A 22,676-nucleotide genomic window follows, 5' to 3' on the forward strand; every position below is an offset into this window, starting at 1 on the left:
GCCTGCCCGGAGTGCGGAGAGGCCGACTTCGCCGTACCACTGCAAGAGATCACCGCCGACACCTTCGAGACCGCGATCGCGGTCTCGAAGGTCCGTCCCGACCAGGACCACTTGGTGGCGCCCGTGGGGAAGTCCCTCGCGGAGGCGTACGTCCATCCCGGCGTCGCGTGGCCGCGGCTCACCCGCGACGGCGACGAGGCCGTGGGGGAGGGCCCGCTGCCGGGCCGGGCCTCAGCGCGCCTCGCAGCACTCCGGGGCGAGGCCCCGCGGGAGCCGCTCGCCGGAGAAGACCGCGCAGGTCGCCTCGTCGCCGCCGAGCGCCGCCACCGCGAGGAGCAGGGAGCCCGCCGTCCAGGTGGTCAGTTCCTCGGGCCAGACCGCCTTGTCGTCGAAGACGTAGCCCGTCCAGTACAGGCCGCTCCGCGGGTCCCGCAGGTGCTGGATGGACTGGAGGATCTCCAGGGCGCGGTCCGACTCCCCCACCATCCACAGGGCGAGGGCCAGTTCGGCGCTCTCGCCGCCGGTGACCCAGGGGTTCGGGACGACGCAGCGCACGCCGAGGTCCGGCACCACGAAGCGGTCCCAGCCCTCCTCGATGCGCGCCTTGGCCTCCTCGCCGCTCAGCGCGCCGCCGAGGACCGGGTAGTACCAGTCCATCGAGTAGCGGTTCTTGTCGAGGAACCGCTCGGGGTGGCTGGTGATCGCGTGCGCGAGGGCGCCGGCCGCCAGTTCCCAGTCGGGCTGCGGCTCCCCACGCTGCTCGGCGACGGCGAGGGCGCAGCGCAGTGCCTGGTGGATCGAGGAGCAGCCGGTGAGCAGCGCGTCGGTGACCGGCGTGCCGTCGGCCTCCCGCTTCCAGCCGATCTGCCCGCCGGGCTGCTGGAGCGCGAGGACGAACTCGACGGCGGCGAACACGGCGGGCCACATGCGGTCCAGGAACGCCTCGTCGCCGGTGGCGAGGTAGTGGTGCCAGACGCCGACGGCGATGTACGCGCAGAAGTTGGTCTCGCGGCTCCGGTCGGTGACGTCGTGCGGGTCCCCGTCGGCGTACGCCGCGTACCAGGAGCCGTCCGGGTTCTGGTGCCGGGCCAGCCAGTCGTAGGCGCGCCCGGCGGCGGCGTGCTCCCCGGCGGCGTCCAGGGCCATGGCGGCCTCGGTGTGGTCCCACGGGTCGAGGTGGTGTCCGCGGAACCACGGGATGGCGCCGTCCTCCCGCTGGACGGCGAGGATGCCGCGTACCGTGGCCGTCGCCTGATCAGCCGTCAGGACGCCGGGCAGGACGAGGTGTTCGGTCCGCTCGGGGCTCGTCACTTGGCGGCCACCGCGGCGTCGGCCGCCGCACGCGGCAGGTGCGGCTTGGTCGCGTAGGCCACGAAGCTCTTGCCGACGACGGGGTTGAGCAGCTGCTCGGCCACGCGCGTGGCGAGGGGCTTCTTCATGATGTCCCAGACCAGCAGCTTGTGGTACGCCCGCACGGGCAGCGCCTTGTCGTTGTCGACGCCGAACGCGCACTTCAGCCACCAGTACGGGGCGTGCAGCGCGTGCGCGTGGTGCGTGCCGTACGGCTTGAGGCCCGACTCCCGCATCTTGGCGAGGAGTTCGTCGGCCTTGTAGATGCGGATGTGGCCGCCCTCGACCTCGTGGTAGGCGTCGCTGAGCGCCCAGCAGACCTTCTCGGGGCCGTAGCGCGGGACGGTGACGGCGATGCGGCCGCCGGGCTTGAGGACCCGCACCATCTCGGCGAGGACGCCCTTGTCGTCGGGGATGTGCTCCATGACCTCGGAGATGATCACGACGTCGAACGACGCGTCGGGGAAGGGGAGGTTGAGCGCGTCACCCTCCATCGCGGTGGCCGTCGCCCCCGCCGGGGCCTCGCCCGCCTCCTTCATCGCGGCGAACCACTTGGCGACCTCGCGGATCTCCTCGGCGTTCTGGTCGAGGGCCACCACCCGCGCGCCGCGCCGGTAGCACTCGAAGGCGTGCCGGCCCGCGCCGCACCCCAGGTCGAGGACGCGGTCGCCCGCGGCGAGCGGGAAGCGGGTGAAGTCGACGGTCAGCATCAGCGATGGCTCCCGGAGTGCGTCGGGGTGGCCGCGGTGCGGCCGGGGTTCGTGGCGGCGGAGCGGCGGATGGCCTCGCGGTAGCGGTCGGCCGTGCCCTTGGCGGCCTGCGCCCAGGTGAACTTCCGCAGGACGCGTTCGCGGCCCGCGTGGCCGAGGCGGGTGCGCAGCTCGCGGTCGCCGAGGAGCCGGTTCAGGGCGGTGGCCAGCGCGCCCGCGTCGCCCGGCGGCACCGCGAGGCAGGTCTCGCCGTCGGGGCCCGCGACCTCCGGGATCGCGCCGCCGGTGGTCGCGACGAGCGGCGTACCGGTCGCCATGGCCTCGGCCGCGGGGAGGGAGAACCCCTCGTACAGCGAAGGGACGCAGGCGACCTGGGCGGAGCGGACGAGGTCGACCAGTTCGGCGTCGGTGATGCCCTTGACGAACTCCACGGAGCCCGCGAGGCCGTAGCGCTCGATGGCCTGCGCGACGGGTCCGTCCTCGGCGCGCTTGCCGACGACGACGAGGTGGGCGCCCGGGTGCTCGGCGCGGACCTTGGCGAGCGCCTCGACGAGGTGGACAAGGCCCTTGAGCGGCACGTCGGCGCTGGAGGTCGTCACGATGCGGCCCGGCACCTCGGGCACGGCCGGGTCCGGCGAGAAGAGGCCGGTGTCGGCGCCGATGTGGACGACGTCGACGCGGTCCTCGCGCACCCCGAGGTGGTCGATGATCTCCTGGCGGGAGCTGCCGGAGACGGTGAGGACCGACGGGAGGCGGCGCGCGACGCGCTTCTGCATGCGGGTGAAGGCGTACCAGCGGCGGACGGACAGGCGGCGCTTGAAGTCGGGCGCGGCGTCCAGCTCCAGCTGCCGGTCGACGGTGATGGGGTGGTGGATCGTGGTGACCAGGGGTGCGCCGAGGTCGCCCAGCAGGCCGTAGCCGAGGGTCTGGTTGTCGTGCACGACGTCGAAGTCGCCGCGCCGGGCCCGCAGATGGCGCCGGGCGCGCAGACTGAACGTGACGGGCTCCGGAAAGCCGCCGGTCCACATGGTCGCCACTTCGAGGGCGTCGATCCAGTCGCGGTACTCGTCGCGCCCCGGGGTGCGGAAGGGGTCCGGCGAGCGGTAGAGGTCCAGACTCGGCAGTTCGGTGAGCTTGAGGCCCGCCAGGCCCTCGCCCTCGTCGAGGACGGGGTAGGGCTGCGAGCCGATCACTTCGACGCTGTGGCCGAGCCGGGCCAGCTCGCGCGAGAGATGGCGTACGTAGACGCCCTGGCCCCCGCAGAACGGGTTCCCTTTGTACGTGAGGAGAGCGATGCGCAACGGTCGGTCGCCGTCGGCGTCGGAGCCCTTCCGGGGGCCCGCCTCCATGGCCTCAGCGGTCACTCTCGGCCCCCTTCTCCGTGCAGTTGTCCGCGAGGTTACGCCGGGACGGTAATCTAGAACAAGTTTCAGACTTGATCGCCGAGTGATCGCCGAACGAGCTTTGAATCTACCGGCAGGTAGGCCAGGTGTAAGGCCCGGATCAGGTGATTCGCGCCACGACATGCTCCCTGCCATGCTGTGCGATCTCGGGAGGCGTTTTCCAAAGGGGCATCGACATGACAGCGGAAGCCAAGGCGGGGAGCCCCGCGACGCCGCCCCTCACGGAGCGCCAGGAGGCGCGCCGGCGCCGCATCCTGCACGCCAGCGCGCAACTGGCCAGCCGCGGCGGCTTCGACGCCGTGCAGATGCGCGAGGTCGCCGAGGCGGCGGGCGTCGCCCTCGGCACCCTCTACCGCTACTTCCCCTCCAAGGTGCATCTGCTGGTGGCGACCATGCAGGACCAGCTCCAGCACATGCACACCACGATCCGCAAGCGTCCCCCGGCCGGCGAGACGCCCGCCGAGCGGGTCGCCGAGACGCTGATGCGGGCCTTCCGCGCCCTCCAGCGCGAGCCGCACCTTGCGGACGCGATGGTGCGGGCCCTGACCTTCGCCGACCGCTCGGTGAGCCCCGAGGTCGACACGGTCTCGCGGCTGACGACGGCGATCATCCTGGACGCGATGGGCCTGCCGGAGCCGCCGACCGCGCAGCAGCTCTCCGCCGTGCGGGTCATCGAGCACACCTGGCACTCCGCGCTGATCACCTGGCTTTCGGGGCGGGCGTCGATCGCCCAGGTGAAGATCGACATCGAGACCGTCTGCCGCCTCATCGACCTCACCGCCACACCCCGGGCCTGACCCCGGGCCCGGGCCTGACCCCGGGCCCGGGGCGCGCCCGGGCCTCAGTCCTCGGGCGGGAACACGACCTCCCCGCTGTCGGCCAGCGTGAGGGTGATCGCCTCGACCGGGCAGCCCTCGGCGGCTTCGAGGACCTGCTCGTCGGCGTCGCCCTCGGGGGCCGAGGGGTGGGACTGCCGGGCGGCGTCCAGGGTGAAGGCGCCGGGCGCGGTGATCACGCACATGCCCGAGCCGATGCAGACCGACCGGTCGACCTCGACGCGCCAGCGGTCGCCCATCAGGCGCCACTCCCCTCATAGCCGGCGGGCAGATGGATCGTCTTGTGCTCGAAGTACTCGCCGTACCCCTCGGGCCCGAACTCGCGCCCCAGACCGGAGTTCTTGTAGCCGCCGAAGGGGCCGAGCATGTCGAGGCTGAAGGTGTTCACCGAGTACGTTCCCGTGCGCACCCGCCGGGCGATGTCGATGCCGCGCTCGACGTCGGCGGTCCACACGCTGCCGCTCAGGCCGTAGTCGGAGTCGTTGGCGATCTCGACGGCCTCGTCCGCGTCGCCGTACGGAAGCAGGCAGATGACGGGGCCGAAGATCTCCTCGCGGGCGATGCGCATGGAGTTGTCGACGCCGCCGAAGAGGGTCGGCTCGACGTACCAGCCCTGGTCGAGTCCGGGCGGCCGGCCGCCGCCCGCGAGGATCTTGGCGCCCTCCTCCTGGCCGATCCGGATGTAGTCGAGGGAGCGCTGCTGCTGCCGCTTCGCGACGAGCGGGCCGAGTTCCGTGGCGGGGTCCATCGGGTCGCCGACCTTGAGCGCGGACGCCGCGGCGGCGAAGGCCTCGGCGAACTCGTCGTAGCGGGTGCGCGGCACGAGGATGCGGGTCTGGGCCACGCACGCCTGGCCGTTGATCATCCAGGCGAACGGCACGATGCCGGCGACGGCGGCCGCCGCGTCGGCGTCGGGGAGGATCACGGCGGCCGACTTGCCGCCGAGCTCCAGGGTGACGCGGGTGAGGTTGCGGGCGGCGACCTCCATGACGCGCTTGCCCGCGGCGACGGACCCGGTGAAGGAGACCTTGTCGACGCCGGGGTGCCCGACGAGGTACTCGCTGACCTCGCGGTCGGCGCAGATGATCGAGAGCACGCCCTCCGGCAGGCCCGCCGCCGCGGCGATCTCCGCGAGGACGTACGCGTCGAGCGGCGCCTCCGGCGAGGTCTTCAGGACCACCGGGCAGCCGGCGAGCAGCGCGGGGGCGAGCTTGGCGGCGGCGGTGAACTGCGGGACGTTCCAGGGCACGACGGCCGCGACGACGCCGACCGGCTCGCGCCGCACGAGCAGTTTCCCGAGGACTCCGTCGCGGCTCTCCTCGTAGCGGAAGTCGCGGGCCACGGTGAGCGCCGCGTCCCACACCATCATGGCGGCTAGGGCCTGCACCATCACGCTGGAGGTGTAGGGGGTGCCGTTCTCGGAGCTGATGACGCGGGCGATCTCCTCGTGGCGCGCCGCGAAGCCGTCCTTGATCCTGGTGACGACCTCGATCCGCTCGTCCAGGGTCATGCGCGGCCAGGGGCCCCGGTCGAACGCCTTGCGCGCGGTGGCGACGGCGCGGTCCACGTCGGCGGGGGCGGCGTGCGGCACGCGGGCGAAGACTTGGCCGGTGTGCGGGGAGACGACGTCGATGACGTCCTTGCCGAGCGGGTCCACCAACTCCCCGCCGATGAACAGCTGTCCGTGTTCCACGAGCTCCGTCATGGCTGACTGCCTCCTGCGGGGCGCTGCTTCCCGACACTTCCTGACGTGCTTCTTCCTGACGCTGCTTCAGAACTGATACCAGTTCTAGTTCGAGGAGTCCACGCCCGGAACGGCCGACCGCCCCGGAGTTCCGCCTACTTGAGATTCAGTCGACTGGGGCGACCATTGAAACCAGTTCTAGTTATAGTGGGCATCCGTCGACGAGAGACGAGGCGCCCATGGCCCCGCAGGCGACCGAACCGCAGGTGTCCGAACCGCCGGTGATCGAGCACGGCGGGGGCGTCTGGAGCGTCAAGGTCCCGATCCCCGACAATCCCCTCGGCTTCACCCTCGTCCATCTCCTGGCCACCGACGCCGGTCCCGTCCTCATCGACACCGGCTGGGACGACCCCGCCTCCTGGTCCGCGCTGACCGCCGGGCTCGGCACGTGCGGCGCCGCCGTCGAGGACGTACGCGGTGTGGTCGTCACCCACCACCACCCCGACCACCACGGCCTGTCCGCGAAGGTCCGCGAGGTGTCCGGGGCGTGGATCGCGATGCACGAGGCGGACGCGTCCGTCGTGCGCCGCACCCGCGCCCAGCCGCCCGAGCGCTGGTACCGCTACATGGCCGCGAAGCTCACCGCGGCGGGCGCCCCCGCCGAGCACGTCGCGCCGCTGCTCCTCGCCCGCGACGAGGGGCGCCCGCGCCGACTGCCCGGCCTCGACCCGGCCCTGCCCGACCGCGGGATCACCCCGGGCGAGCTGCTCGACCTGCCGGGCCGCCGCCTGCGCGCGATCTGGACGCCGGGCCACACCCCCGGCCACGTCTGCCTGCACCTGGAGGAGGAGCACCCGGCGGGGCTGCGGGGCTTTGGCCGGCTCTTCTCCGGCGACCACCTCCTGCCCGGCATCACCCCGCACATCGGCCTGTACGAGGACCCGGACGACGACACGGTCACCGATCCCCTCGGGGACTACCTCGCCTCACTGGAACGGGTCGGCGCCCTGGACCCGGCGGAGGTCCTCCCGGCCCACCAGCACGCGTTCACCGGCGCCCCCGCCCGCGTCCGCGAGCTGATCGCCCACCACGAGGAGCGCCTGACCGGCCTGCTCACCCTCCTCGCCGAGCCCCTCACCCCCTGGCGGCTCGCCGAGCGCATGGCGTGGAACCGTCCCTGGGCCGAGATCCCCCACGGCTCGCGCAGCATCGCGGTCTCGGAGGCCGAGGCCCATGTGCGGCGCCTGGTGAAGCTCGGGCGGGCGGAGGCGGTGGCGGGCAGCGACCCGGTGACGTACGTGGCGGTGTGACCGGGGGCGGCCGCCGACCGGCCGGTAGAGTGGGCGGGTCGTCCTCACGTCCGCGCGGGGGGAAGCCGGTGGGAATCCGGCGCTGACCCTTCCCCGAGCTCTCGGCTTCGCTCGAGCAGGGGAGGCCCCGATCCGTGTACCGCCTTCAGCGGTGAGCCGGAATGCCCTGTGCGGAACGTGACCGGCTCGCTCCATCGGGACCCCCGATGAGCGGCACCGTCGAGGTATACGGAGCCGGAGCCGCCCGGAAGAACCGTGCCCGCACGGTCCGTGCCGCCCCGCTCCCCGCAGGGAGAGGCAACCCGCCGCATCATGAACGTTCGCCGCAGCGCAGCGGTCCTGGCCGCCGTCGCCGTGTTCGGCTCCGCCGCCGCACCGGCCGCCTTCGCGGACGACGCCCCGTCGCCCTCGACCGCGCTCCCCTCGGGCCTGTACGGCAAGTCCGACCCGAAGTTCGACGGCGTCTTCCGGCAGTCCTACGCCCTGCTCGCCCTGGACACCGCGGGTGTCGAGCCCGCCCGGAAGACCGTGACGTGGCTGACCGGGCAGCAGTGCGCGAGCGGTGGCTTCGCCGCCTACCGCGCCGACGCGAGTGAGCCGTGCGACTCCAAGACGGCGGTCGACAGCAACTCCACCGCCGCCGCCGTGCAGGCCCTCGCCGCCCTCGGCGGCAAGGACAAGAACCTGGCCGCGACGGTCAAGAAGAGCGTCGGCTGGCTGAAGTCCGTGCAGAACCAGGACGGCGGCTGGGGCTACAACCCGGGCCTGCCCTCCGACGCCAACTCCACCGGCATCGTCGTCGGCGCCCTCGCCGCGGCCGGTGAGAACCCCGCGAACGTGAAGTCCCAGAAGGGCAGGTCCGCCTACGACGCGCTGCCGAAGCTCGCCATGGACTGCGGCAAGGGCGACGGCGCCTTCGGCCTCGCCGACGCCAAGTCCAAGAAGCTGAGCCCGAACGCGGACGCCACCGCGGCCGGTGTGCTCGGCAGCCTCGGCAAGGGCCTCGTCGTGCCGCCGGGCAAGAAGGCCGCGGACGCGGGCGACGCCCCCAAGTGCGCGAAGCCGGACACCGCCGCGCAGGCCGCGAGCAACGGCACGGCCTACCTCCTGGACGTCCTCGGCGAGAACGACGACCACCTGATGTCCGCCATGCCGGGCGCCAAGGACCAGCCGGACCAGGGCAACACCGCGGACGCCGTGGTCGCCCTCGCCGCCGCCGGGCAGAGCGAGCAGGCCGAGAAGTCCGCCGAGTGGCTCGCGGAGAACTCCGCGGCCTGGGCGAAGCAGTCCGGCCCCGCCGCCTACGCCCAGCTCGTCTTCGCCGCCCACGCGGCGGGCATGGACCCCCGCGACTTCGGCGGCGCCGACCTCGTCAAGCAGCTGAGCGCCCAGGGCCCGCCGCCGGAGAAGACCGCCACGTCCGACTCCGCTTCGGACGCGGACTCCGACGAGAAGAAGGACGAAGGCGTCAGCATCTGGTGGATCATCGGCGTCGGCCTGGTCGCCGGCATCGGCATCGGCTTCCTGTACAGCGCCAACCGCAAGAAGCAGCAGCCGTGACGCGGGGCCGGGCGGGCCGGACGCGGAGCCGCGGATGGCGTGCACGCACGGCGGTCGGGGCGCTGCTCGCCGCGCTGCTGTGCGTCCTCGCCGCCGCGCCCTCCCAGGCCGCCGGCTACCGCTACTGGTCGTTCTGGGACCGGGACGGCGACACATGGACGTACGCCAGTCAGGGGCCCGGCACCGCCCGGCCCGATGACGGTGCCGTGCAGGGGTTCCGCTTCTCGGTCTCGGCGGACTCCCAGGACGCCGCGAAGCCGCGCGGCCCCGCGGACTTCGCCGACATCTGCGCGAAGACGCCCGCCCGGGAGGGCCGCAAGCGGATCGCCCTCGTCCTCGACTTCGGTACGCGCGAGGACGCCCCGCGCGGGGAGTCGCCGCCCGCGCCCCGGCCGGCCTGCGCGCGCGTCGCCGAGGACGCCACCAGCGCGGAAGCGCTCGCCTCGGTGGCCGAGCCGCTGCGCTACGACAGCAAGGCGCTGCTCTGCGCCATCGACGGCTACCCGAAGTCGGGCTGCGGCGAGCAGGTCTCCGGCGACGGTACGGCGCGGGCCGGCTCCGAGGAGACGGAGAGCCAGGACCGGAACGGCGGCGGGCCCTCCGTGGGGCTGATCGCCGGGATCGCCGCGGTGGCGGTGCTCGGCGGCGCCGCGTTCTGGCAGGCCCGGCGCCGTCGCGGCTGACGCGGCACCGGCCGCCGGCACACGGATGACATGGATGACACGGACAGCACCATGAGGGACCTGACGGACCATGCCCGCGCGCCCGGCCTCCTCCGGCGCCGCATCGCCCCCGAGGCGCACCGGAGCAACGCCCTGCACCCCGGCGCCTGGTGGGTGTGGGCGCTCGGGCTCGGCACGGCCGCGTCCCGGACGACGAACCCGCTGCTGATCGCGCTGCTGATCGGTGTCGCGGGGTACGTCGTGGCGGCGCGCCGCACCTCGGCACCGTGGGCGAAGTCGTACGGCGCGTTCGTGAAGCTGGCGCTGCTCGTCATCGGGATCCGGCTGGTCTTCGCGGTGGTGCTCGGCTCGCCGATCCCGGGTACGCACGTCATGGTGACGCTGCCCGAGGTCCCGCTGCCCGACTGGGCCAAGGGCGTGCGGATCGGCGGCCGGGTCACGGCGGAGGGCGTGGTCTTCGCGCTCTACGACGGGATCAGACTGGCCGGCCTGCTGATCTGTGTCGGCGCGGCGAACGCCCTCGCCAGCCCCTCCCGGCTGCTCAAGTCGCTGCCGGGCGCGCTGTACGAGGTGGGGGTCGCCGTCGTCGTGGCGATGACCTTCGCGCCGAACCTCATCGCGGACGTGCGGCGGCTGCGGTCCGCGCGGCGGCTGCGCGGGCGCTCCGACAGCGGTGTGCGCGGGCTGCTCCAGGTCGGGCTTCCGGTCCTGGAGGGCGCCCTTGAGCGGTCGGTGGCGCTGGCCGCCGCGATGGACGCGCGCGGCTTCGGGCGCACCGCCGCCGTGCCCGCGGGGGTGCGCAGGGCCATCGCCGTGCTGACGCTCGGCGGCCTGATGGGCGTCTGCGTCGGGACGTACGGGCTGCTGACCGCGCAGGGCGGCTCCTACGGCCTGCCCGCGCTCGTGGCGGGACTCCTCGCGGCGCTCGCGGGGCTGCGGCTCGGTGGCCGCCGGGCCGTGCGCACCCGCTACCGGCCCGACCGGTGGGGCGTGCAGGCCTGGCTGGTCGCCGGTTCGGGGGTCGCCGTCGCGGGCCTGGTGATCTCGGCCGCGTCGTCCGACCCGGCGGCCCTGCACCCCGGCGTCGTACCGCTGGTCGCACCGCAGTTGCCGCTGTGGCCCGCGCTGGCGGTGCTCCTCGGACTGCTGCCGGCCTTCGTGGCGCCGGTGCCGCCGGAGGACGCGGCACGCGCGGAGAAGCCCGCCGACACGACAAGCCCCTCCCCCACATCCCCCGAGGAGACCTCATGATCCGCTTCGAGGACGTCTCCGTGACGTACGAGGGAGCAGCGGGCCCCACCGTCCCCACCCTCCAAGGGGTGGATCTCACCGTTCCCGAGGGCGAGCTCGTGCTGCTCGTCGGCCCGTCCGGGGCCGGCAAGTCGACGCTGCTCGGCACGGTCAGCGGCCTGGTCCCGCACTTCACGGGCGGCACCCTGCGCGGGCGGGTGACCGTGGCGGGCCGCGACACCCGTACCCACAAGCCGCGCGAACTGGCCGACGTCGTCGGCACGGTGGGCCAGGACCCCCTCGCGCACTTCGTGACGGACACCGTCGAGGACGAGCTGGCGTACGGCATGGAGTCCCTCGGTCTCGCCCCCGACGTGATGCGCCGCCGGGTCGAGGAGACCCTGGACCTGCTCGGCCTCGCCGATCTGCGCGACAGGCCCATCGCCACGCTCTCCGGGGGCCAGCGCCAGCGCGTCGCGATCGGCTCGGTCCTCACCCCGCACCCTCAGGTCCTCGTCCTGGACGAGCCGACCTCCGCGCTCGACCCGGCCGCCGCCGAGGAGGTCCTCGCGGTGCTCCAGCGGCTCGTCCACGACCTGGGCACGACGGTGCTGATGGCCGAGCACCGGCTTGAGAGGGTCGTGCAGTACGCGGATCAGGTGCTGCTGCTCGCGGCGCCGGGCGAGCCGCCGGTCCTCGGTGACCCGGCGGAGCTGATGGCGCGCTCCCCCGTGTATCCGCCGGTGGTCGCGCTCGGGCGCCTCGCGGGCTGGTCGCCGCTGCCGCTGACCGTGCGGGACGCGCGGCGCAGGGCGGGTGCGTTGCGGGAGCGGCTCGCGGACCTCGCGCCGCGCCAGGAGGAGACGGCCGTGCCTCCCGTGGAGTCGCCGTCCGCCCGGTGGCTCCGGCCGCGCAGGGAACGTACCCCCGACAGATCAGCGGCCGCGGCGGCCGCCCGCGTCGAACGCCTCGCCGTGCGGCGCGGCCGCGTCGAGGCGCTGCGCCGCGTCGACCTCACCGTGACGCCCGGCGAGACGGTCGCCCTCATGGGCCGCAACGGCGCCGGGAAGTCCACGCTCCTGTCCACCCTGGTCGGCCTTCTGGAACCCACCTCGGGCACCGTCCGGGTCGGCGGCGCCGTCCCGCACCGCACAGCACCGCGGCAGCTGGTGCGGCACGTCGGCCTGGTCCCCCAGGAGCCGCGTGACCTGCTGTACGCGGACACCGTGGCCGCCGAGTGCGCCGCCGCCGACCGGGACGCGGGCGCGGCGGCGGGGGCGTGCCGCGCCCTTGTGAGCGAGCTGCTGCCGGACATCGCGGACGACACGCACCCCCGGGACCTCTCCGAGGGCCAGCGGCTCGCGCTCGCCCTGGCGATCGTGCTGACCGCGCGCCCTCCGCTTCTCCTCCTCGACGAGCCGACCCGCGGCCTGGACTACGCGGCCAAGGCCCGCCTGGTCACGATCCTGCGGGGCCTCGCGGCCGAGGGCCACGCGATCGTGCTGGCCACGCACGACGTGGAACTGGCCGCCGAGATCGCCCACCGCGTGGTGGTCCTCGCGGACGGCGAGGTCGTCGCGGACGGCCCGACCCCGCAGATCGTGGTGTCGTCGCCGTCCTTCGCGCCCCAGGTCACCAAGGTCCTGGCGCCGCGGGAGTGGCTGACGGTGGCGCAGGTGCGCGAGGCACTGGGCATGGCGCGGGACGCCTCGTGAGCGCCGCCCCGCAGGCCCGCCCCGTCCGGCTCGGCCCCCGCTCGGTCGTGGCGCTCGCGCTGGTCAGCGCCGTGGGAGTGGCCGCGTTCGGGTGGCCGCTGCTCGCGGACGCCGGCTCGGGGATCAGTACGCACGCCGGGGACGCGCCCTGGCTCTTCGCGGCGCTGCTGCCGCTGCTGCTCGCCGTGGTCGTGGCGGGCATCGCGGACGCCGGTCTGGACGCCAAGGCCATCGCCATGCTGGGCGTGCTGGCCGCCGCGGGGGCGGCGCTGCGGCCGCTGGGCGCGGGCACGGCGGGCATCGAGCCGATGTTCTTCCTGATGGTGCTGAGCGGGCGGGTGCTCGGCCCCGGGTTCGGGTTCGTGCTCGGGGCGGTGTCGATGTTCGCCTCGGCGCTGCTCACCGGGGGCGTCGGGCCGTGGATGCCCTTCCAGATGCTGTCGATGGGGTGGGTCTGCATGGGCGCGGGGCTGCTGCCGGGCGCCGACACGCTGCGGGGCCGCCGGGAGCTGTGGCTGCTGGCCGCCTACGGGGCGGTGGCCTCCGTGCTGTACGGCACCGTCATGAACCTCCAGGGCTGGCCCTACCTCGGCGGTCTGGCCACCGGCGTCTCCTTCGTGCCCGGCGACCCCCTCGCGGACAACCTGGCCCGCTTCGTCGCCTACTGCCTGGCCACGTCGCTGGGCTGGGACCTGCCGCGGGCCGTGGTCACGGTCGTGCTGAGCCTCGCGCTTGGGCCCGCTGTCCTGAAGGCGCTGCGACGGGCCACGCGGCGGGCGGCTTTCGAGGCGCCGGTCACATTCGAGGCCCCGAAGCCGTAAGGGAGGTTGAGCACTCCGTGACATCGCGGCCACGGATCCGTGAGGCGGCCCACAGGACTTAGGTCCTCTACTAGGCGAGGGCGTACCTTTCGCCTTTGACGTACACGCATCAATCACCGCCCTGACCTGCGGATTGAGAGCCACGTCACAGAGGGGGCATTCGGCGCGGGTGCGACTTCCACTAGTAAAGGGGGGCATTGCGGCGGCGTGCCCGGCCTGTTTCTCTGGATGAGTCGCAAGGCGCCGACGCCCCCCACGGGACTCGGCGCCATCGCATGTCCCCCACGTTTCACGGCGTGCACCGCGACTCCCCCATCCCCCACCGGAAGGTCCTCTGTGTCCGCCTCGCTCATCCGCCGCATCGCTTCCCCGAAGAAGGCCATCACCGGCGGCATCGTCGCCGCAGCCGCCACCGGCATGGTCTTCGCCGCGGCACCGGCCCAGGCAGCCACCCCGACCACCGCGAAGGCCGTCGCCCCGGCCGCCGCTCCCGCCGCCGCCCCGACGTCCGCCAAGGCGATCGCGAAGAAGCTGATCTCGGACCCGGCGCAGTTCGCCGCGTTCGACAAGATCGTCTCGCACGAGAGCGGCTGGAACGTCAGCGCGACGAACTCCTCCTCCGGCGCCTACGGTCTGGTCCAGGCGCTGCCCGCCTCGAAGATGGCCTCGGCGGGCGCCGACTGGAAGACCAACCCCGAGACCCAGATCAAGTGGGGCCTGAACTACATGAACGACCGCTACGGCAGCCCCGTCGGCGCGTGGAGCCACTGGCAGGCCAACGGCTGGTACTGATCCGGCCCGAAAGAGGCGGCACTCCCCACCCGGGGGGTGCCGCCTTTTTCGTACCCGCCACGGCGGACGGCCACCATCGAGACGCGAGGGGACGTGCCGGTATGTCCGCCCGGAGCACGGCACGCACGGCCACGGAGTCCCGAAGCGCAAGGGGGCGCCGCAGGCGATAGCGAGGACGGACATACCGGCGCGGCCCCGCCCCACCGGCACCCCGAGGCGCCCTCCGGCCCCACCCGCCAAGACGCCACCCCGCCCCTACAACCGTTGCAAGATCGTCCCCGTAGCCACCGCACCCCCCGCACACATCGTCACCAGCGCGAACTCCTTGTCCCGCCGCTCCAGTTCGTGCAGAGCCGTGGTGATCAGCCGCGCCCCGGTGGCCCCCACGGGGTGCCCCAGCGCGATCGCCCCGCCGTTCACGTTGACCTTCTCCAGGTCCTGGTCGAAGACCTGCGCCCAGCTCAGCACCACCGACGCGAAGGCCTCGTTGATCTCGACGATGTCGATGTCCTTCAGGGACATCCCGGCCTTGCCGAGCACCGCGCGCGTCGCGTCGATCGGCCCGTCCAGATGGAAGTGCGGGTCGGCGCCGACCAGCGCCTGGGCCACGATCCGCGCCCGGGGCTTCAGCTTCAGCGCCCGCGCCATCCGCTTGGACGCCCACATGAGGGCGGCCGCGCCGTCCGATATCTGCGAGGAGTTCCCGGCCGTGTGCACGGCGGTCGGCATGACCGGCTTGAGGCCGCCGAGCGCCTCCATCGTCGTGTCGCGCAGCCCCTCGTCGCGGTCGACGAGCCGCCACATGCCCTGCCCGGCGGCCTGCTCCTCCTCCGTGGTGGGCACCTGGACGGCGAACGTCTCGCGCTTGAAGCGCTCCTCGGACCAGGCGACGGCCGCCCGCTCCTGCGAGATGAGGCCGAGCGAGTCCACGTTCTCGCGGGTGAGCCCCCGCTTGCGGGCGATGCGCTCGGCGGCCTCGAACTGGTTGGGCAGGTCGACGTTCCACTCGTCGGGGAACGGCTTGCCGGGACCGTGCTTGGACCCCGACCCCAGCGGCACCCGCGACATCGCCTCGACGCCGCAGCTGATCCCGACGTCGATGACACCGGCCGCCACCATGTTCGCCACCAGGTGGGCGGCCTGCTGCGAGGACCCGCACTGGCAGTCCACCGTCGTCGCCGCCGTCTCGTACGGAAGCCCCATGGTGAGCCAGGCCGTGCGCGCCGGGTTCATCGACTGCTCCCCTGCGTGCGTCACCGTGCCGCCGACGATCTGCTCGACGCAGTCGGCGTGGATGCCGGTGCGTCCGAGGAGTTCGCGGTAGGTCTCCCCGAGCAGATAGGCGGGGTGGAGGTTGGCGAGCGCGCCCGCGCGCTTGCCGATGGGGGTGCGTACGGCTTCGACGATGACAGGTTCCGCGGCCATGGGGCTGGTCCTCTCCGTCCACGTCCCGCGAGCCGTCCCGGCGGCTCGCGAGAGGAACTAGTACGCGTTCTAGTTCTCTCCAGCAGTCTGCTGAGCGGAGTCCCGGCGCCGCAAGGGTCTTGCACGCACCTTGCCCGGAACCGGCCGAAACCGGTCCCGCCCTGAGCCTTGCCACTTGTAGAACCCGTTATTACCTTGCCCCGCAAGGCTTCTGATGGACCGTCAGAACACGCCCTCGCCGCCTGGAGCTGCCGATGACCTGTCCAGCGCTTCCCGACGGGTTCGACTTCACCGACCCCGACCTGCTCCAAGCCCGCGTGCCGCTCCCGGAGTTCGCACGGCTGCGGCGGACGGAACCGGTGCGCTGGATCGCCCAGCGGCCCCGCGTGTCCGGTTTCGACGACGCGGGCTACTGGGCCGTCACCCGGCACGAGGACGTCAAGTACGTCTCCACGCACCCGGAGTTGTTCTCCTCGAACGTCAACACCGCGATCATCCGCTTCAACGAGTCGATCAGCCGCGACCAGATCGACGCCCAGAAACTGATCATGATCAACATGGACCCGCCCGAGCACACCCGGGTCCGGCAGATCGTGCAGCGCGGCTTCACGCCCCGCGCCATCCGCTCGCTGGAGGACGCCCTGCGCGAGCGCGCCCGCTCCATCGTCGCGGCGGCCCTGGAGACGGCGGGCCCGGACGGCTCCTTCGACTTCGTGACGAACGTCGCCGTCGAGCTCCCGCTCCAGGCCATCGCCGAGCTGATCGGCGTGGATCAGGAGGACCGCGCCAAGATCTTCGACTGGTCCAACAAGATGGCCGCGTACGACGACCCGGAGTACGCCATCACCGAGGAGATCGGCGCCGAGGCGGCCATGGAGATCGTCTCCTACGCGATGAACCTCGCCGCGGCCCGCAAGGAGTGCCCGGCCAAGGACATCGTCAGTCAGCTGGTGGCGGCCGAGGACGAGGGGAACCTCTCGGGCGACGAGTTCGGCTTCTTCGTGATCCTGCTCGCGGTGGCCGGCAACGAGACCACCCGCAACGCCATCACCCACGGCATGCACGCCTTCCTCACCCACCCCGGCCAGTGGGAGCTGTACAAGCGCGAGCGTCCCGACACCACGGCCGAGGAGATAGTGCGCTGGGCGACCCCGGTCGTCGCCTTCCAGCGCACCGCGACGCAGGACACGGAGCTGGGCGGCGCCACGATCAAGCGGGGCGACCGCGTCGGCATCTTCTACTCCTCCGCCAACCACGACCCCGACGTCTTCGAGGCCCCGGACGTCTTCGACATCACCCGCGACCCCAACCCGCACCTCGGCTTCGGGGGCGGCGGCCCGCACTTCTGCCTCGGCAAGTCCCTCGCGGTCCTGGAGATCAACCTCATCTTCCACGCGATCGCCGACGCCATGCCCGGCCTCCGGCTGACCGGCGCCCCGCGCAGGCTCCGCTCGGCCTGGCTCAACGGAGTCAAGGAACTGCGGGTCAGCACCGGCTGACCGCCATACGGGTTCACCCGCTTCACGGAACCAACGTTTCCGTTGCGCCACACGTCCGGAGAAGTGAGCCTTGCCTCTCCCATGACTTCGAACGGAAACGGTGGCCGTGGTCTTCGCCGACTTCCCGATCGTCCCGTCCGACAGCGGACCCGCCGAGCGCAAGCCGGCCCGGTCCTCCTTCCGGGTGTTCGGCCGGCGGCACCGCGTCCCCCTGCTCGCCACCGTGCCCACCCTTCCCCTGTACGCGGTGTGGGCGGCGTTCCTCGCGACGGGCGGCGGGGACCTCGCCGCCCAGGAGGCCTGGGCGCGGTTCGCCGCCGAGCACGGCACGGCCGCGTACGGCCTCTTCTGGTACGGCGGTATGCACACCGCCAGCTACAGCCTGATCTCGCCCCACCTGATGGCCGCGCTCGGCGTGAAGACCGTGACGGTGCTCTCCGGGATCGCGGGGGCCTGGCTGGTCGCCGCCCTCATCGAACGCACCGGCGTCCGCGAGCCCCTGTGGCCCGCGGTGCTCGGCTCGCTCGGTGTGTGGTGCAACGTCGCCTCGGGGCGCACGACGTTCGCGCTCGGCATCGCCTTCGCCTTAGCGGCCTGTCTGGCGCCGGTGCGGGAGCGGCGCGCCGCCCTCGCCGCGGTATGCGCGGCCCTCGCCACCATGGCGTCGCCGGTGGCGGGCCTCTTCCTGGTGGTCGCGGGCGCGGGCTACTTCTTCGTACGCGACTGGCCGCGCGCGGCGGCGCTCGTGGCGCCGCCGTTCGTGGTCGTGGCGGTCACGACGGCGCTCTTCCCCTTCACCGGCGAGCACTTGATGCCCTTCGACCGGATCTTCCCGCCCGTGCTGTTCTCCCTGGCCCTGATCCTGGCGGCCCCGCGCGCGTGGCGGGTGCTCCGGTGGTGCGCGGGCGTGTACGCGGCCGGGACCGTGCTCACGTATCTCATCCCCTCCCCGATCGGTACGAACGTCGAGCGGCTCGCCGAGCTGGTCGGCCCCGCCGCGCTGCTCGCGGCCCTGCTCGCGCCGGGGCTCGACCGGATACGGCGGGCCGTGCTCGCGGTGGCCCTGGCGCTGTGCTCGGTGTGGGTGGTCCACAAGACCGCCGACGACCTCGTGGTCTCCACGGAGGTGCCGCGCTGGGCGGCCGACACCCGTGGCGTGGTGCGGGAGCTGGAGCGGCTTGGCGCCGACCGGTCGCGCGTCGAGGTGGTCCCGGCGCGCAACCACCGCGAGGCCACGGCGCTCGCCCCGCACGTGAACCTGGCGCGCGGCTGGAACCGCCAGCTCGACATCGAGCGCGGGCGCCTCTTCTACGACGGGACGTTCTCGGCGGCCACCTACCGGGCCTGGCTGGACAGGTGGGCGGTCGGATACGTCGTCCTGCCCTCGGGCAAGCCGGACGGGTTCGCCGAACAGGAGGCGGAGCTGGTGGCGCGGGAACCCGAGTGGCTGGAAGCGGTCTGGCAGGACGCGAACTGGCGGATCTTCCGGGTGCGGGAGGCGGTGCCGCTGGTCTCCCGGCCCGCCTCCGTCGTCCGCGCCACGGACTCCGACGTCGTGGTGCGCGTCCCCGAGCGGGGTGCGGTGACGGTGCGCCTCGTGTACTCGCCGTGGCTGCGGGCCGAGGGCGCCTGCCTGGAGCGGCAGGGCGAGTTCACGCGGCTGTCGGTGCCCGGGCCCGGCACCTACCGGATCAGCTCGGGCTACGGTCCTTCGCCGAGCCCCTCGTCGTGCCGGTGACCGGCGGCGCCTGTGCCCCCGCGGCGGCCTCGCGGGAGCGGCTCGCGCGGGGGCCCGAGAGGAGGTGGGTGAGGCCGAAGCCGGCACCGACCACCACCGCGCCGCCCGCCGCGTCGAGGATCCAGTGGTTGCCCGTCGCCACGATCGCGGAGAGCGTCAGGAGCGGGTGCAGCAGCCCGAGCGCCTTCATCCACCCCTTGGGGGCGAGGACCGCGATGACCAGGCCGCACCACAGGGACCAGCCGAAGTGCAGCGAGGGCATGGCCGCGTACTGGTTGGTCAGGTCGGTGAGCGTGCCGTAGTTCGGCTTGGTGAAGTCCTGCACGCCGTGCACCGTGTCGATGAAGCCGAGGTCCGGCATGAGGCGCGGCGGGGCGAGCGGGTAGGCCCAGAAGCCGACGAGGGCGAGGACCGTCGCGAAGCCGAGCGCGGAGCGCGCCCAGCGGTACTCCGCGGGCCGGCGCGCGTACAGGACGGCGAGGACGCCCAGCGGCACCACGAAGTGGAACGACGTGTAGTAGAAGTCGAAGAACTCCTTCGGCCAACCCGCCTTCACCACCGCGTGGTTGACCCAGTGCTCGATGTCGATGTGCAGGAACCGCTCGACGGAGTGGATCTGCTCGCCGTGCCGCTCGGCCGTGGCCCGGCCCCCGGAGATCGTGCCGCCGGTCGCGGCGAGCCTGACCTGCTGGTAGGCGGAGTAGCCGACGCGGATCAGGAGCAGTTCGAGCAGCAGGTTCGGGCGGGTCAGGACCCGCCGCCAGAACGGCAGCAGCGGCACCCGGCGCCATCGGGCCGGGACCGGGGTGGCGTACTGGGTGGGGATGGGCGCCTGGTACTGCGGGTGCGCGCGGGAGAGGAACGGCACGGCGACGGCGGCGGCGAGCGCCGCGATCAGCGCGATGTTGTCGCGGACCGGCTCGGTGACCGGCATGTTCGGCAGCATCATCGTGGCGGGCAGCGTCGACACGAGGACGACGGCCACCGGCCACACATACCGGTCGGACCGGCGCCTGCCGACCCGGCCGACCACCGCGAAGAGCACCCACAGGAGCTGGTGCCGCCAGGTCGTCGGCGATACGGCGACCGCCACGCAGCCGGTGATCGCGACGGCGAGGAGCAGCTGCCCGTCCTTGGCGTAGCGCACGGCGCGGCGCAGGCCGGCGTAGACGACGGCGGCGCCGAGTGCCAGGAAGAGCCCGGTCTCCAGGGGCCCCCGGAGGCCGAGGCGGAGCAGCAGGCCGTGCAGCGACTGGTTGGCGGCGGCGTCCGGGTCCGCGCCGAGGCCCGCTCCGGCGAGGTGATGGAACCAGTACGTCCATGAGTCGTGCGGCATCGCGGCCCAGGCGAGCGCCGCGCACAGGGCGAAGCCCGCGCCGGTGGACACGGCGGCCCTCCTGCGGCCGGTGCACCACAGCAGCGCGGCGAAGAGCAGCATGGTCGGCTGCAGCGCCGCTCCGACGCCGATCAGGACGCCGCAGGTCCGTTCGCCGCGCACGGCGAAGAGGCCGAGGAGCACCAGCAGGACCGGGATGACGCTGGTCTGTCCGAGGTGCAGGGTGTTGCGCACGGGCAGCGACACGATGAGCAGGCTGACCGCCACGGGGGCGGCGAGCAGCGAGGTGCGCCGGGAGAGCGGCTGCGGCAGGGCCCGGGCGGCGACCAGGCCGAGCACGACGACCAGGCCGAGCGTGCCGAAGGTCCAGGCCCAGCCGAGGGCCTGCTCCCCGGAGCGGGCGAGGGGCTTGAGGACGAGGCCGGCGAAGGGGGTGCCGGTGAACCGGTCCGCGTCGTAGAGGGAGTCCTTGACGTGCAGGACGCCGTCCGGCCCGAGCCAGGTCTCCAGGTCGGTGAGGCGCTCGCCCTCAGGGGTGCGCAGGACGACGGCCACCTGCCGGACGGCCAGGACGGCGGCGAACAGCCACAGGGCGACGCGAGCCGCGCCGATCCGTGGCCGTGGTCCGGTGGCCGGCCCCGCCCCCAGGGCATCGCGCGGTTCCCTGTGCTCGCCGTTCGCCATGCCGCGTCGCACCTCCCGCGCCATATATCCTGCCGCTCTTTATCGGCTTTTGTCCGGTGTGCCCAACGCGAGGGCATGCTTCTCGGACACCTTCGAACGTCTGTCCGCGGGCGACTTCACGGGTTCTTCGCGCGTGGTTCCCGGCGGGTGCCGCGACATAGATCACAGGGGCAGCTTGTCCGCACTGCCCAAAGAAAGGCCGTTTGACCTGCATAGAAGCTGTTTTTGCACCCTATGCGATCACCCGGATACCGACCGTAAGGGCGACGAGTGCCCCTATGGTCGGTTTTCGGGCCGCCCCGGTTTCCTCGGGCGGCCTTGTCCTTGTCGTCGACCGAAAGCGGGCGAGCGAACCCTTGCCGAGCGCCACCTCCCTCGCACTCCGGAAGCCCGAGTCCGCCCCGGGCGTCACCGTCACCGACCCCGCACTGGTCAAGCGCGCGGTGAAGGCGGCCGCCCTCGGCAACGCGATGGAGTGGTTCGACTTCGGCGTCTACAGCTACATCGCCGTGACGCTGGGCAAGGTCTTCTTCCCCTCGGGCAACCCCACGGCCCAGCTGCTCTCCACCTTCGGCGCCTTCGCCGCGGCCTTCCTGATCCGGCCGCTCGGCGGCATGGTCTTCGGCCCGCTGGGCGACCGCGTCGGCCGGCAGAAGGTCCTCGCCGTCACCATGATCATGATGGCGGCGGGCACGTTCGCGATCGGCCTGATCCCCTCCTACGCGACGATCGGCGTCTGGGCGCCGGTCCTGCTCCTCCTCGCCCGCCTGGTGCAGGGCTTCTCGACGGGCGGCGAGTACGCGGGGGCCTCCACGTTCATCGCGGAGTACGCCCCCGACAAGAAGCGCGGCTTCCTCGGCAGCTGGCTGGAGTTCGGCACGCTCGCCGGCTACATCGGCGGCGCGGGCCTCGTCACCCTGATGACCGCGCTGATGTCCTCGGAGGACCTGGTCTCCTGGGGCTGGCGCATCCCGTTCCTCATCGCGGGCCCGATGGGCCTGATCGGCCTCTACCTGCGGATGCGGCTCGAAGAGACCCCCGCCTTCGCCGCCGAACTGGAGAAGGCCCACAAGGACGAGCAGACCCGCGCGAAGGTCCGGCTGCGCGACATGGTCACCGGTCAGTGGAGGGCGCTGCTCCTCTGCATGGGCCTGGTCCTGGTCTTCAACGTCACGGACTACATGCTGCTCTCGTACATGCCGAGCTATCTGACCAGCGAGCTGAAGTACGACGAGACGCACGGGCTGCTCGTCGTCCTGGCGGTCATGGCGCTGATGATGTGCGCCCAGCCGTTCGTCGGCGCGCTGACGGACCGGGTGGGCCGCCGCCCGGTGATCGCGACGGGCTGCGCGGGCTTCTTCCTGCTCTCCGTCCCCGCGCTGCTCCTGATCCGCGACGGCTCACTCTGGGCGATCGGCCTGGGCCTCGGAGCCCTCGGCCTGCTCCTGGTCTGCTTCACGGCGTCGATGCCCTCGACCCTCCCGGCACTCTTCCCCACCAAGGTCCGCTACGGCTCGCTCTCCATCGGCTTCAACATCTCCGTCTCGATCTTCGGCGGAACGACGCCGCTGGTGGTGACGGCGCTGATCGGGGCGACGGGCGACAAGATGATGCCCGCGTACTACATGATGGCGGCGGCCGTGGTGGGCGGCGTCGCGGTCTGGTACATGACGGAATCAGCGGGCAGGCCCCTGCCGGGGTCGCCGCCGGCGGAGTAACGGACGGGACGTTTCGGCCCGCCGGGCGGGGCGGTTTGGTTTTGGCTTGGCCGAGCGGGGCGCGCAATCCAGCCCCTCCGGCGCTTGAGGAGCGGGGTCCGGGGCGGAGCCCCGCGCGACAGGCCGCCACACACCCAGAACCTGCCCCAACCAACCCCAGCCCTTCCCCGCCCGCAGCCAGA

At 72.9% G+C, this 22,676-nt stretch carries 18 protein-coding genes and 1 pseudogene; 12 read left to right on the forward strand and 7 right to left on the reverse strand.

Annotation, left to right across the window (positions count from 1 at the left end; translation table 11 throughout):
* Positions 1-39: 39 nt before the first annotated feature.
* Positions 40-207, forward strand: a pseudogene (locus KKZ08_RS11465) (GNAT family N-acetyltransferase); the annotation flags it as partial.
* Between the two features lie 24 nt (positions 208-231).
* Here KKZ08_RS11465 and KKZ08_RS11470 read toward each other — a convergent pair.
* Genes KKZ08_RS11470 through KKZ08_RS11480 form a run of 3 tightly spaced genes read right to left on the reverse strand, consistent with a single transcriptional unit; the run spans position 232 to position 3,424 of the window.
* Complete coding sequence (locus KKZ08_RS11470) at positions 232-1,311, reverse strand: prenyltransferase (RefSeq protein ID WP_223774361.1); 1,080 nt, start codon at positions 1,309-1,311, stop codon at positions 232-234.
* Positions 1,308-2,060: a class I SAM-dependent methyltransferase gene (locus tag KKZ08_RS11475; protein WP_223774362.1), complete on the reverse strand. Its 753-nt coding sequence runs from the start codon at positions 2,058-2,060 to the stop codon at positions 1,308-1,310. Before KKZ08_RS11475 ends, KKZ08_RS11470 begins: the two co-directional genes overlap by 4 nt.
* Complete coding sequence (locus tag KKZ08_RS11480; protein WP_223774363.1) at positions 2,060-3,424, reverse strand: glycosyltransferase family 4 protein; 1,365 nt, start codon at positions 3,422-3,424, stop codon at positions 2,060-2,062. The genes KKZ08_RS11475 and KKZ08_RS11480 overlap by 1 nt, the downstream gene beginning before the upstream one ends.
* A 215-nt stretch (positions 3,425-3,639) precedes the next feature.
* On the opposite strand from KKZ08_RS11480, the gene KKZ08_RS11485 reads away from it, so the two are divergent.
* Positions 3,640-4,260 carry a TetR family transcriptional regulator gene (locus KKZ08_RS11485; RefSeq protein WP_223774364.1) on the forward strand — a complete coding sequence of 207 codons (621 nt, stop codon included), beginning with the start codon at positions 3,640-3,642 and terminating at the stop codon, positions 4,258-4,260.
* Positions 4,261-4,304: 44 nt separating this feature from the next.
* Here KKZ08_RS11485 and KKZ08_RS11490 read toward each other — a convergent pair whose 3' ends face one another.
* Together KKZ08_RS11490 and KKZ08_RS11495 are read right to left on the reverse strand one after the other, a co-directional pair.
* Positions 4,305-4,538: a ferredoxin gene (locus KKZ08_RS11490; RefSeq protein WP_223774365.1), complete on the reverse strand. Its 234-nt coding sequence runs from the start codon at positions 4,536-4,538 to the stop codon at positions 4,305-4,307.
* Positions 4,538-6,004 carry an aldehyde dehydrogenase gene (locus KKZ08_RS11495; protein ID WP_223774366.1) on the reverse strand — a complete coding sequence of 489 codons (1,467 nt, stop codon included), beginning with the start codon at positions 6,002-6,004 and terminating at the stop codon, positions 4,538-4,540. The genes KKZ08_RS11490 and KKZ08_RS11495 overlap by 1 nt, the downstream gene beginning before the upstream one ends.
* A 218-nt stretch (positions 6,005-6,222) precedes the next feature.
* Here KKZ08_RS11495 and KKZ08_RS11500 point away from each other — a divergent pair, with 218 nt between their 5' ends.
* The 7 genes from KKZ08_RS11500 to KKZ08_RS11530 all read left to right on the forward strand — a co-directional run bounded on the left by KKZ08_RS11500 (position 6,223) and on the right by KKZ08_RS11530 (position 14,094).
* Positions 6,223-7,293 (forward strand): MBL fold metallo-hydrolase, encoded by a 1,071-nt coding sequence (locus KKZ08_RS11500; RefSeq protein ID WP_223774367.1) that lies wholly within the window; start codon positions 6,223-6,225, stop codon positions 7,291-7,293.
* 312 nt (positions 7,294-7,605) lie between these two features.
* Positions 7,606-8,853, forward strand: coding sequence for a prenyltransferase/squalene oxidase repeat-containing protein (locus KKZ08_RS11505; RefSeq protein ID WP_223774368.1), 1,248 nt, complete (start codon positions 7,606-7,608; stop codon positions 8,851-8,853).
* A 62-nt stretch (positions 8,854-8,915) separates the two neighbouring features.
* The gene (locus tag KKZ08_RS11510; protein ID WP_223779010.1) at positions 8,916-9,536 is read left to right on the forward strand and encodes an SCO2322 family protein; all 621 of its coding nucleotides are present in this window, start codon (positions 8,916-8,918) and stop codon (positions 9,534-9,536) included.
* A 51-nt stretch (positions 9,537-9,587) separates the two neighbouring features.
* The gene (locus KKZ08_RS11515) at positions 9,588-10,787 is read left to right on the forward strand and encodes an energy-coupling factor transporter transmembrane component T (RefSeq protein ID WP_223774369.1); all 1,200 of its coding nucleotides are present in this window, start codon (positions 9,588-9,590) and stop codon (positions 10,785-10,787) included.
* Entirely contained in the window at positions 10,784-12,481 is a 1,698-nt protein-coding gene (locus KKZ08_RS11520; RefSeq protein WP_223774370.1) for an ABC transporter ATP-binding protein, read from the forward strand. The genes KKZ08_RS11515 and KKZ08_RS11520 overlap by 4 nt, the downstream gene beginning before the upstream one ends.
* Positions 12,478-13,302 carry an ECF transporter S component gene (locus KKZ08_RS11525; protein ID WP_223774371.1) on the forward strand — a complete coding sequence of 275 codons (825 nt, stop codon included), beginning with the start codon at positions 12,478-12,480 and terminating at the stop codon, positions 13,300-13,302. The genes KKZ08_RS11520 and KKZ08_RS11525 overlap by 4 nt, the downstream gene beginning before the upstream one ends.
* A gap of 336 nt (positions 13,303-13,638) precedes the next feature.
* The gene (locus KKZ08_RS11530) at positions 13,639-14,094 is read left to right on the forward strand and encodes a transglycosylase SLT domain-containing protein (protein ID WP_223774372.1); all 456 of its coding nucleotides are present in this window, start codon (positions 13,639-13,641) and stop codon (positions 14,092-14,094) included.
* A gap of 255 nt (positions 14,095-14,349) precedes the next feature.
* On the opposite strand, the gene KKZ08_RS11535 is transcribed toward KKZ08_RS11530, so the two are convergent.
* Positions 14,350-15,519 (reverse strand): steroid 3-ketoacyl-CoA thiolase, encoded by a 1,170-nt coding sequence (locus KKZ08_RS11535; RefSeq protein ID WP_223774373.1) that lies wholly within the window; start codon positions 15,517-15,519, stop codon positions 14,350-14,352.
* Between the two features lie 254 nt (positions 15,520-15,773).
* Here KKZ08_RS11535 and KKZ08_RS11540 point away from each other — a divergent pair, with 254 nt between their 5' ends.
* Together KKZ08_RS11540 and KKZ08_RS11545 are read left to right on the forward strand one after the other, a co-directional pair.
* Complete coding sequence (locus tag KKZ08_RS11540; RefSeq protein ID WP_223774374.1) at positions 15,774-17,018, forward strand: cytochrome P450; 1,245 nt, start codon at positions 15,774-15,776, stop codon at positions 17,016-17,018.
* 100 nt (positions 17,019-17,118) lie between these two features.
* Complete coding sequence (locus tag KKZ08_RS11545) at positions 17,119-18,756, forward strand: hypothetical protein (protein ID WP_223774375.1); 1,638 nt, start codon at positions 17,119-17,121, stop codon at positions 18,754-18,756.
* Here KKZ08_RS11545 and KKZ08_RS11550 read toward each other — a convergent pair.
* The gene (locus KKZ08_RS11550; protein WP_223774376.1) at positions 18,710-20,776 is read right to left on the reverse strand and encodes a bifunctional glycosyltransferase 87/phosphatase PAP2 family protein; all 2,067 of its coding nucleotides are present in this window, start codon (positions 20,774-20,776) and stop codon (positions 18,710-18,712) included. The two genes, KKZ08_RS11545 and KKZ08_RS11550, sit on opposite strands and share 47 nt — an antisense overlap.
* A gap of 278 nt (positions 20,777-21,054) precedes the next feature.
* On the opposite strand from KKZ08_RS11550, the gene proP reads away from it, so the two are divergent.
* Complete coding sequence (proP, locus tag KKZ08_RS11555; RefSeq protein ID WP_223774377.1) at positions 21,055-22,494, forward strand: glycine betaine/L-proline transporter ProP; 1,440 nt, start codon at positions 21,055-21,057, stop codon at positions 22,492-22,494.
* Positions 22,495-22,676: the final 182 nt, after the last annotated feature.

Source organism: Streptomyces sp. 135, assembly GCF_020026305.1.
In the GTDB taxonomy this organism is placed as follows: Bacteria; Actinomycetota; Actinomycetes; order Streptomycetales; family Streptomycetaceae; genus Streptomyces.

Excerpts from the sequence above, each read along its gene's own strand:
- KKZ08_RS11475 (WP_223774362.1), bottom strand. The coding sequence starts at position 2,060 with ATGCTGACCGTCGACTTCACCCGCTTCCCGCTCGCCGCGGGCGACCGC.
- KKZ08_RS11485 (WP_223774364.1), top strand. The coding sequence starts at position 3,640 with ATGACAGCGGAAGCCAAGGCGGGGAGCCCCGCGACGCCGCCCCTCACG.
- KKZ08_RS11490 (WP_223774365.1), bottom strand. The coding sequence starts at position 4,538 with ATGGGCGACCGCTGGCGCGTCGAGGTCGACCGGTCGGTCTGCATCGGC.
- KKZ08_RS11495 (WP_223774366.1), bottom strand. The coding sequence starts at position 6,004 with ATGACGGAGCTCGTGGAACACGGACAGCTGTTCATCGGCGGGGAGTTG.
- KKZ08_RS11500 (WP_223774367.1), top strand. The coding sequence starts at position 6,223 with ATGGCCCCGCAGGCGACCGAACCGCAGGTGTCCGAACCGCCGGTGATC.
- KKZ08_RS11505 (WP_223774368.1), top strand. The coding sequence starts at position 7,606 with ATGAACGTTCGCCGCAGCGCAGCGGTCCTGGCCGCCGTCGCCGTGTTC.
- KKZ08_RS11515 (WP_223774369.1), top strand. The coding sequence starts at position 9,588 with ATGAGGGACCTGACGGACCATGCCCGCGCGCCCGGCCTCCTCCGGCGC.
- KKZ08_RS11520 (WP_223774370.1), top strand. The coding sequence starts at position 10,784 with ATGATCCGCTTCGAGGACGTCTCCGTGACGTACGAGGGAGCAGCGGGC.
- KKZ08_RS11535 (WP_223774373.1), bottom strand. The coding sequence starts at position 15,519 with ATGGCCGCGGAACCTGTCATCGTCGAAGCCGTACGCACCCCCATCGGC.
- KKZ08_RS11540 (WP_223774374.1), top strand. The coding sequence starts at position 15,774 with ATGACCTGTCCAGCGCTTCCCGACGGGTTCGACTTCACCGACCCCGAC.
- KKZ08_RS11550 (WP_223774376.1), bottom strand. The coding sequence starts at position 20,776 with ATGGCGAACGGCGAGCACAGGGAACCGCGCGATGCCCTGGGGGCGGGG.
- proP (WP_223774377.1), top strand. The coding sequence starts at position 21,055 with ATGGTCGGTTTTCGGGCCGCCCCGGTTTCCTCGGGCGGCCTTGTCCTT.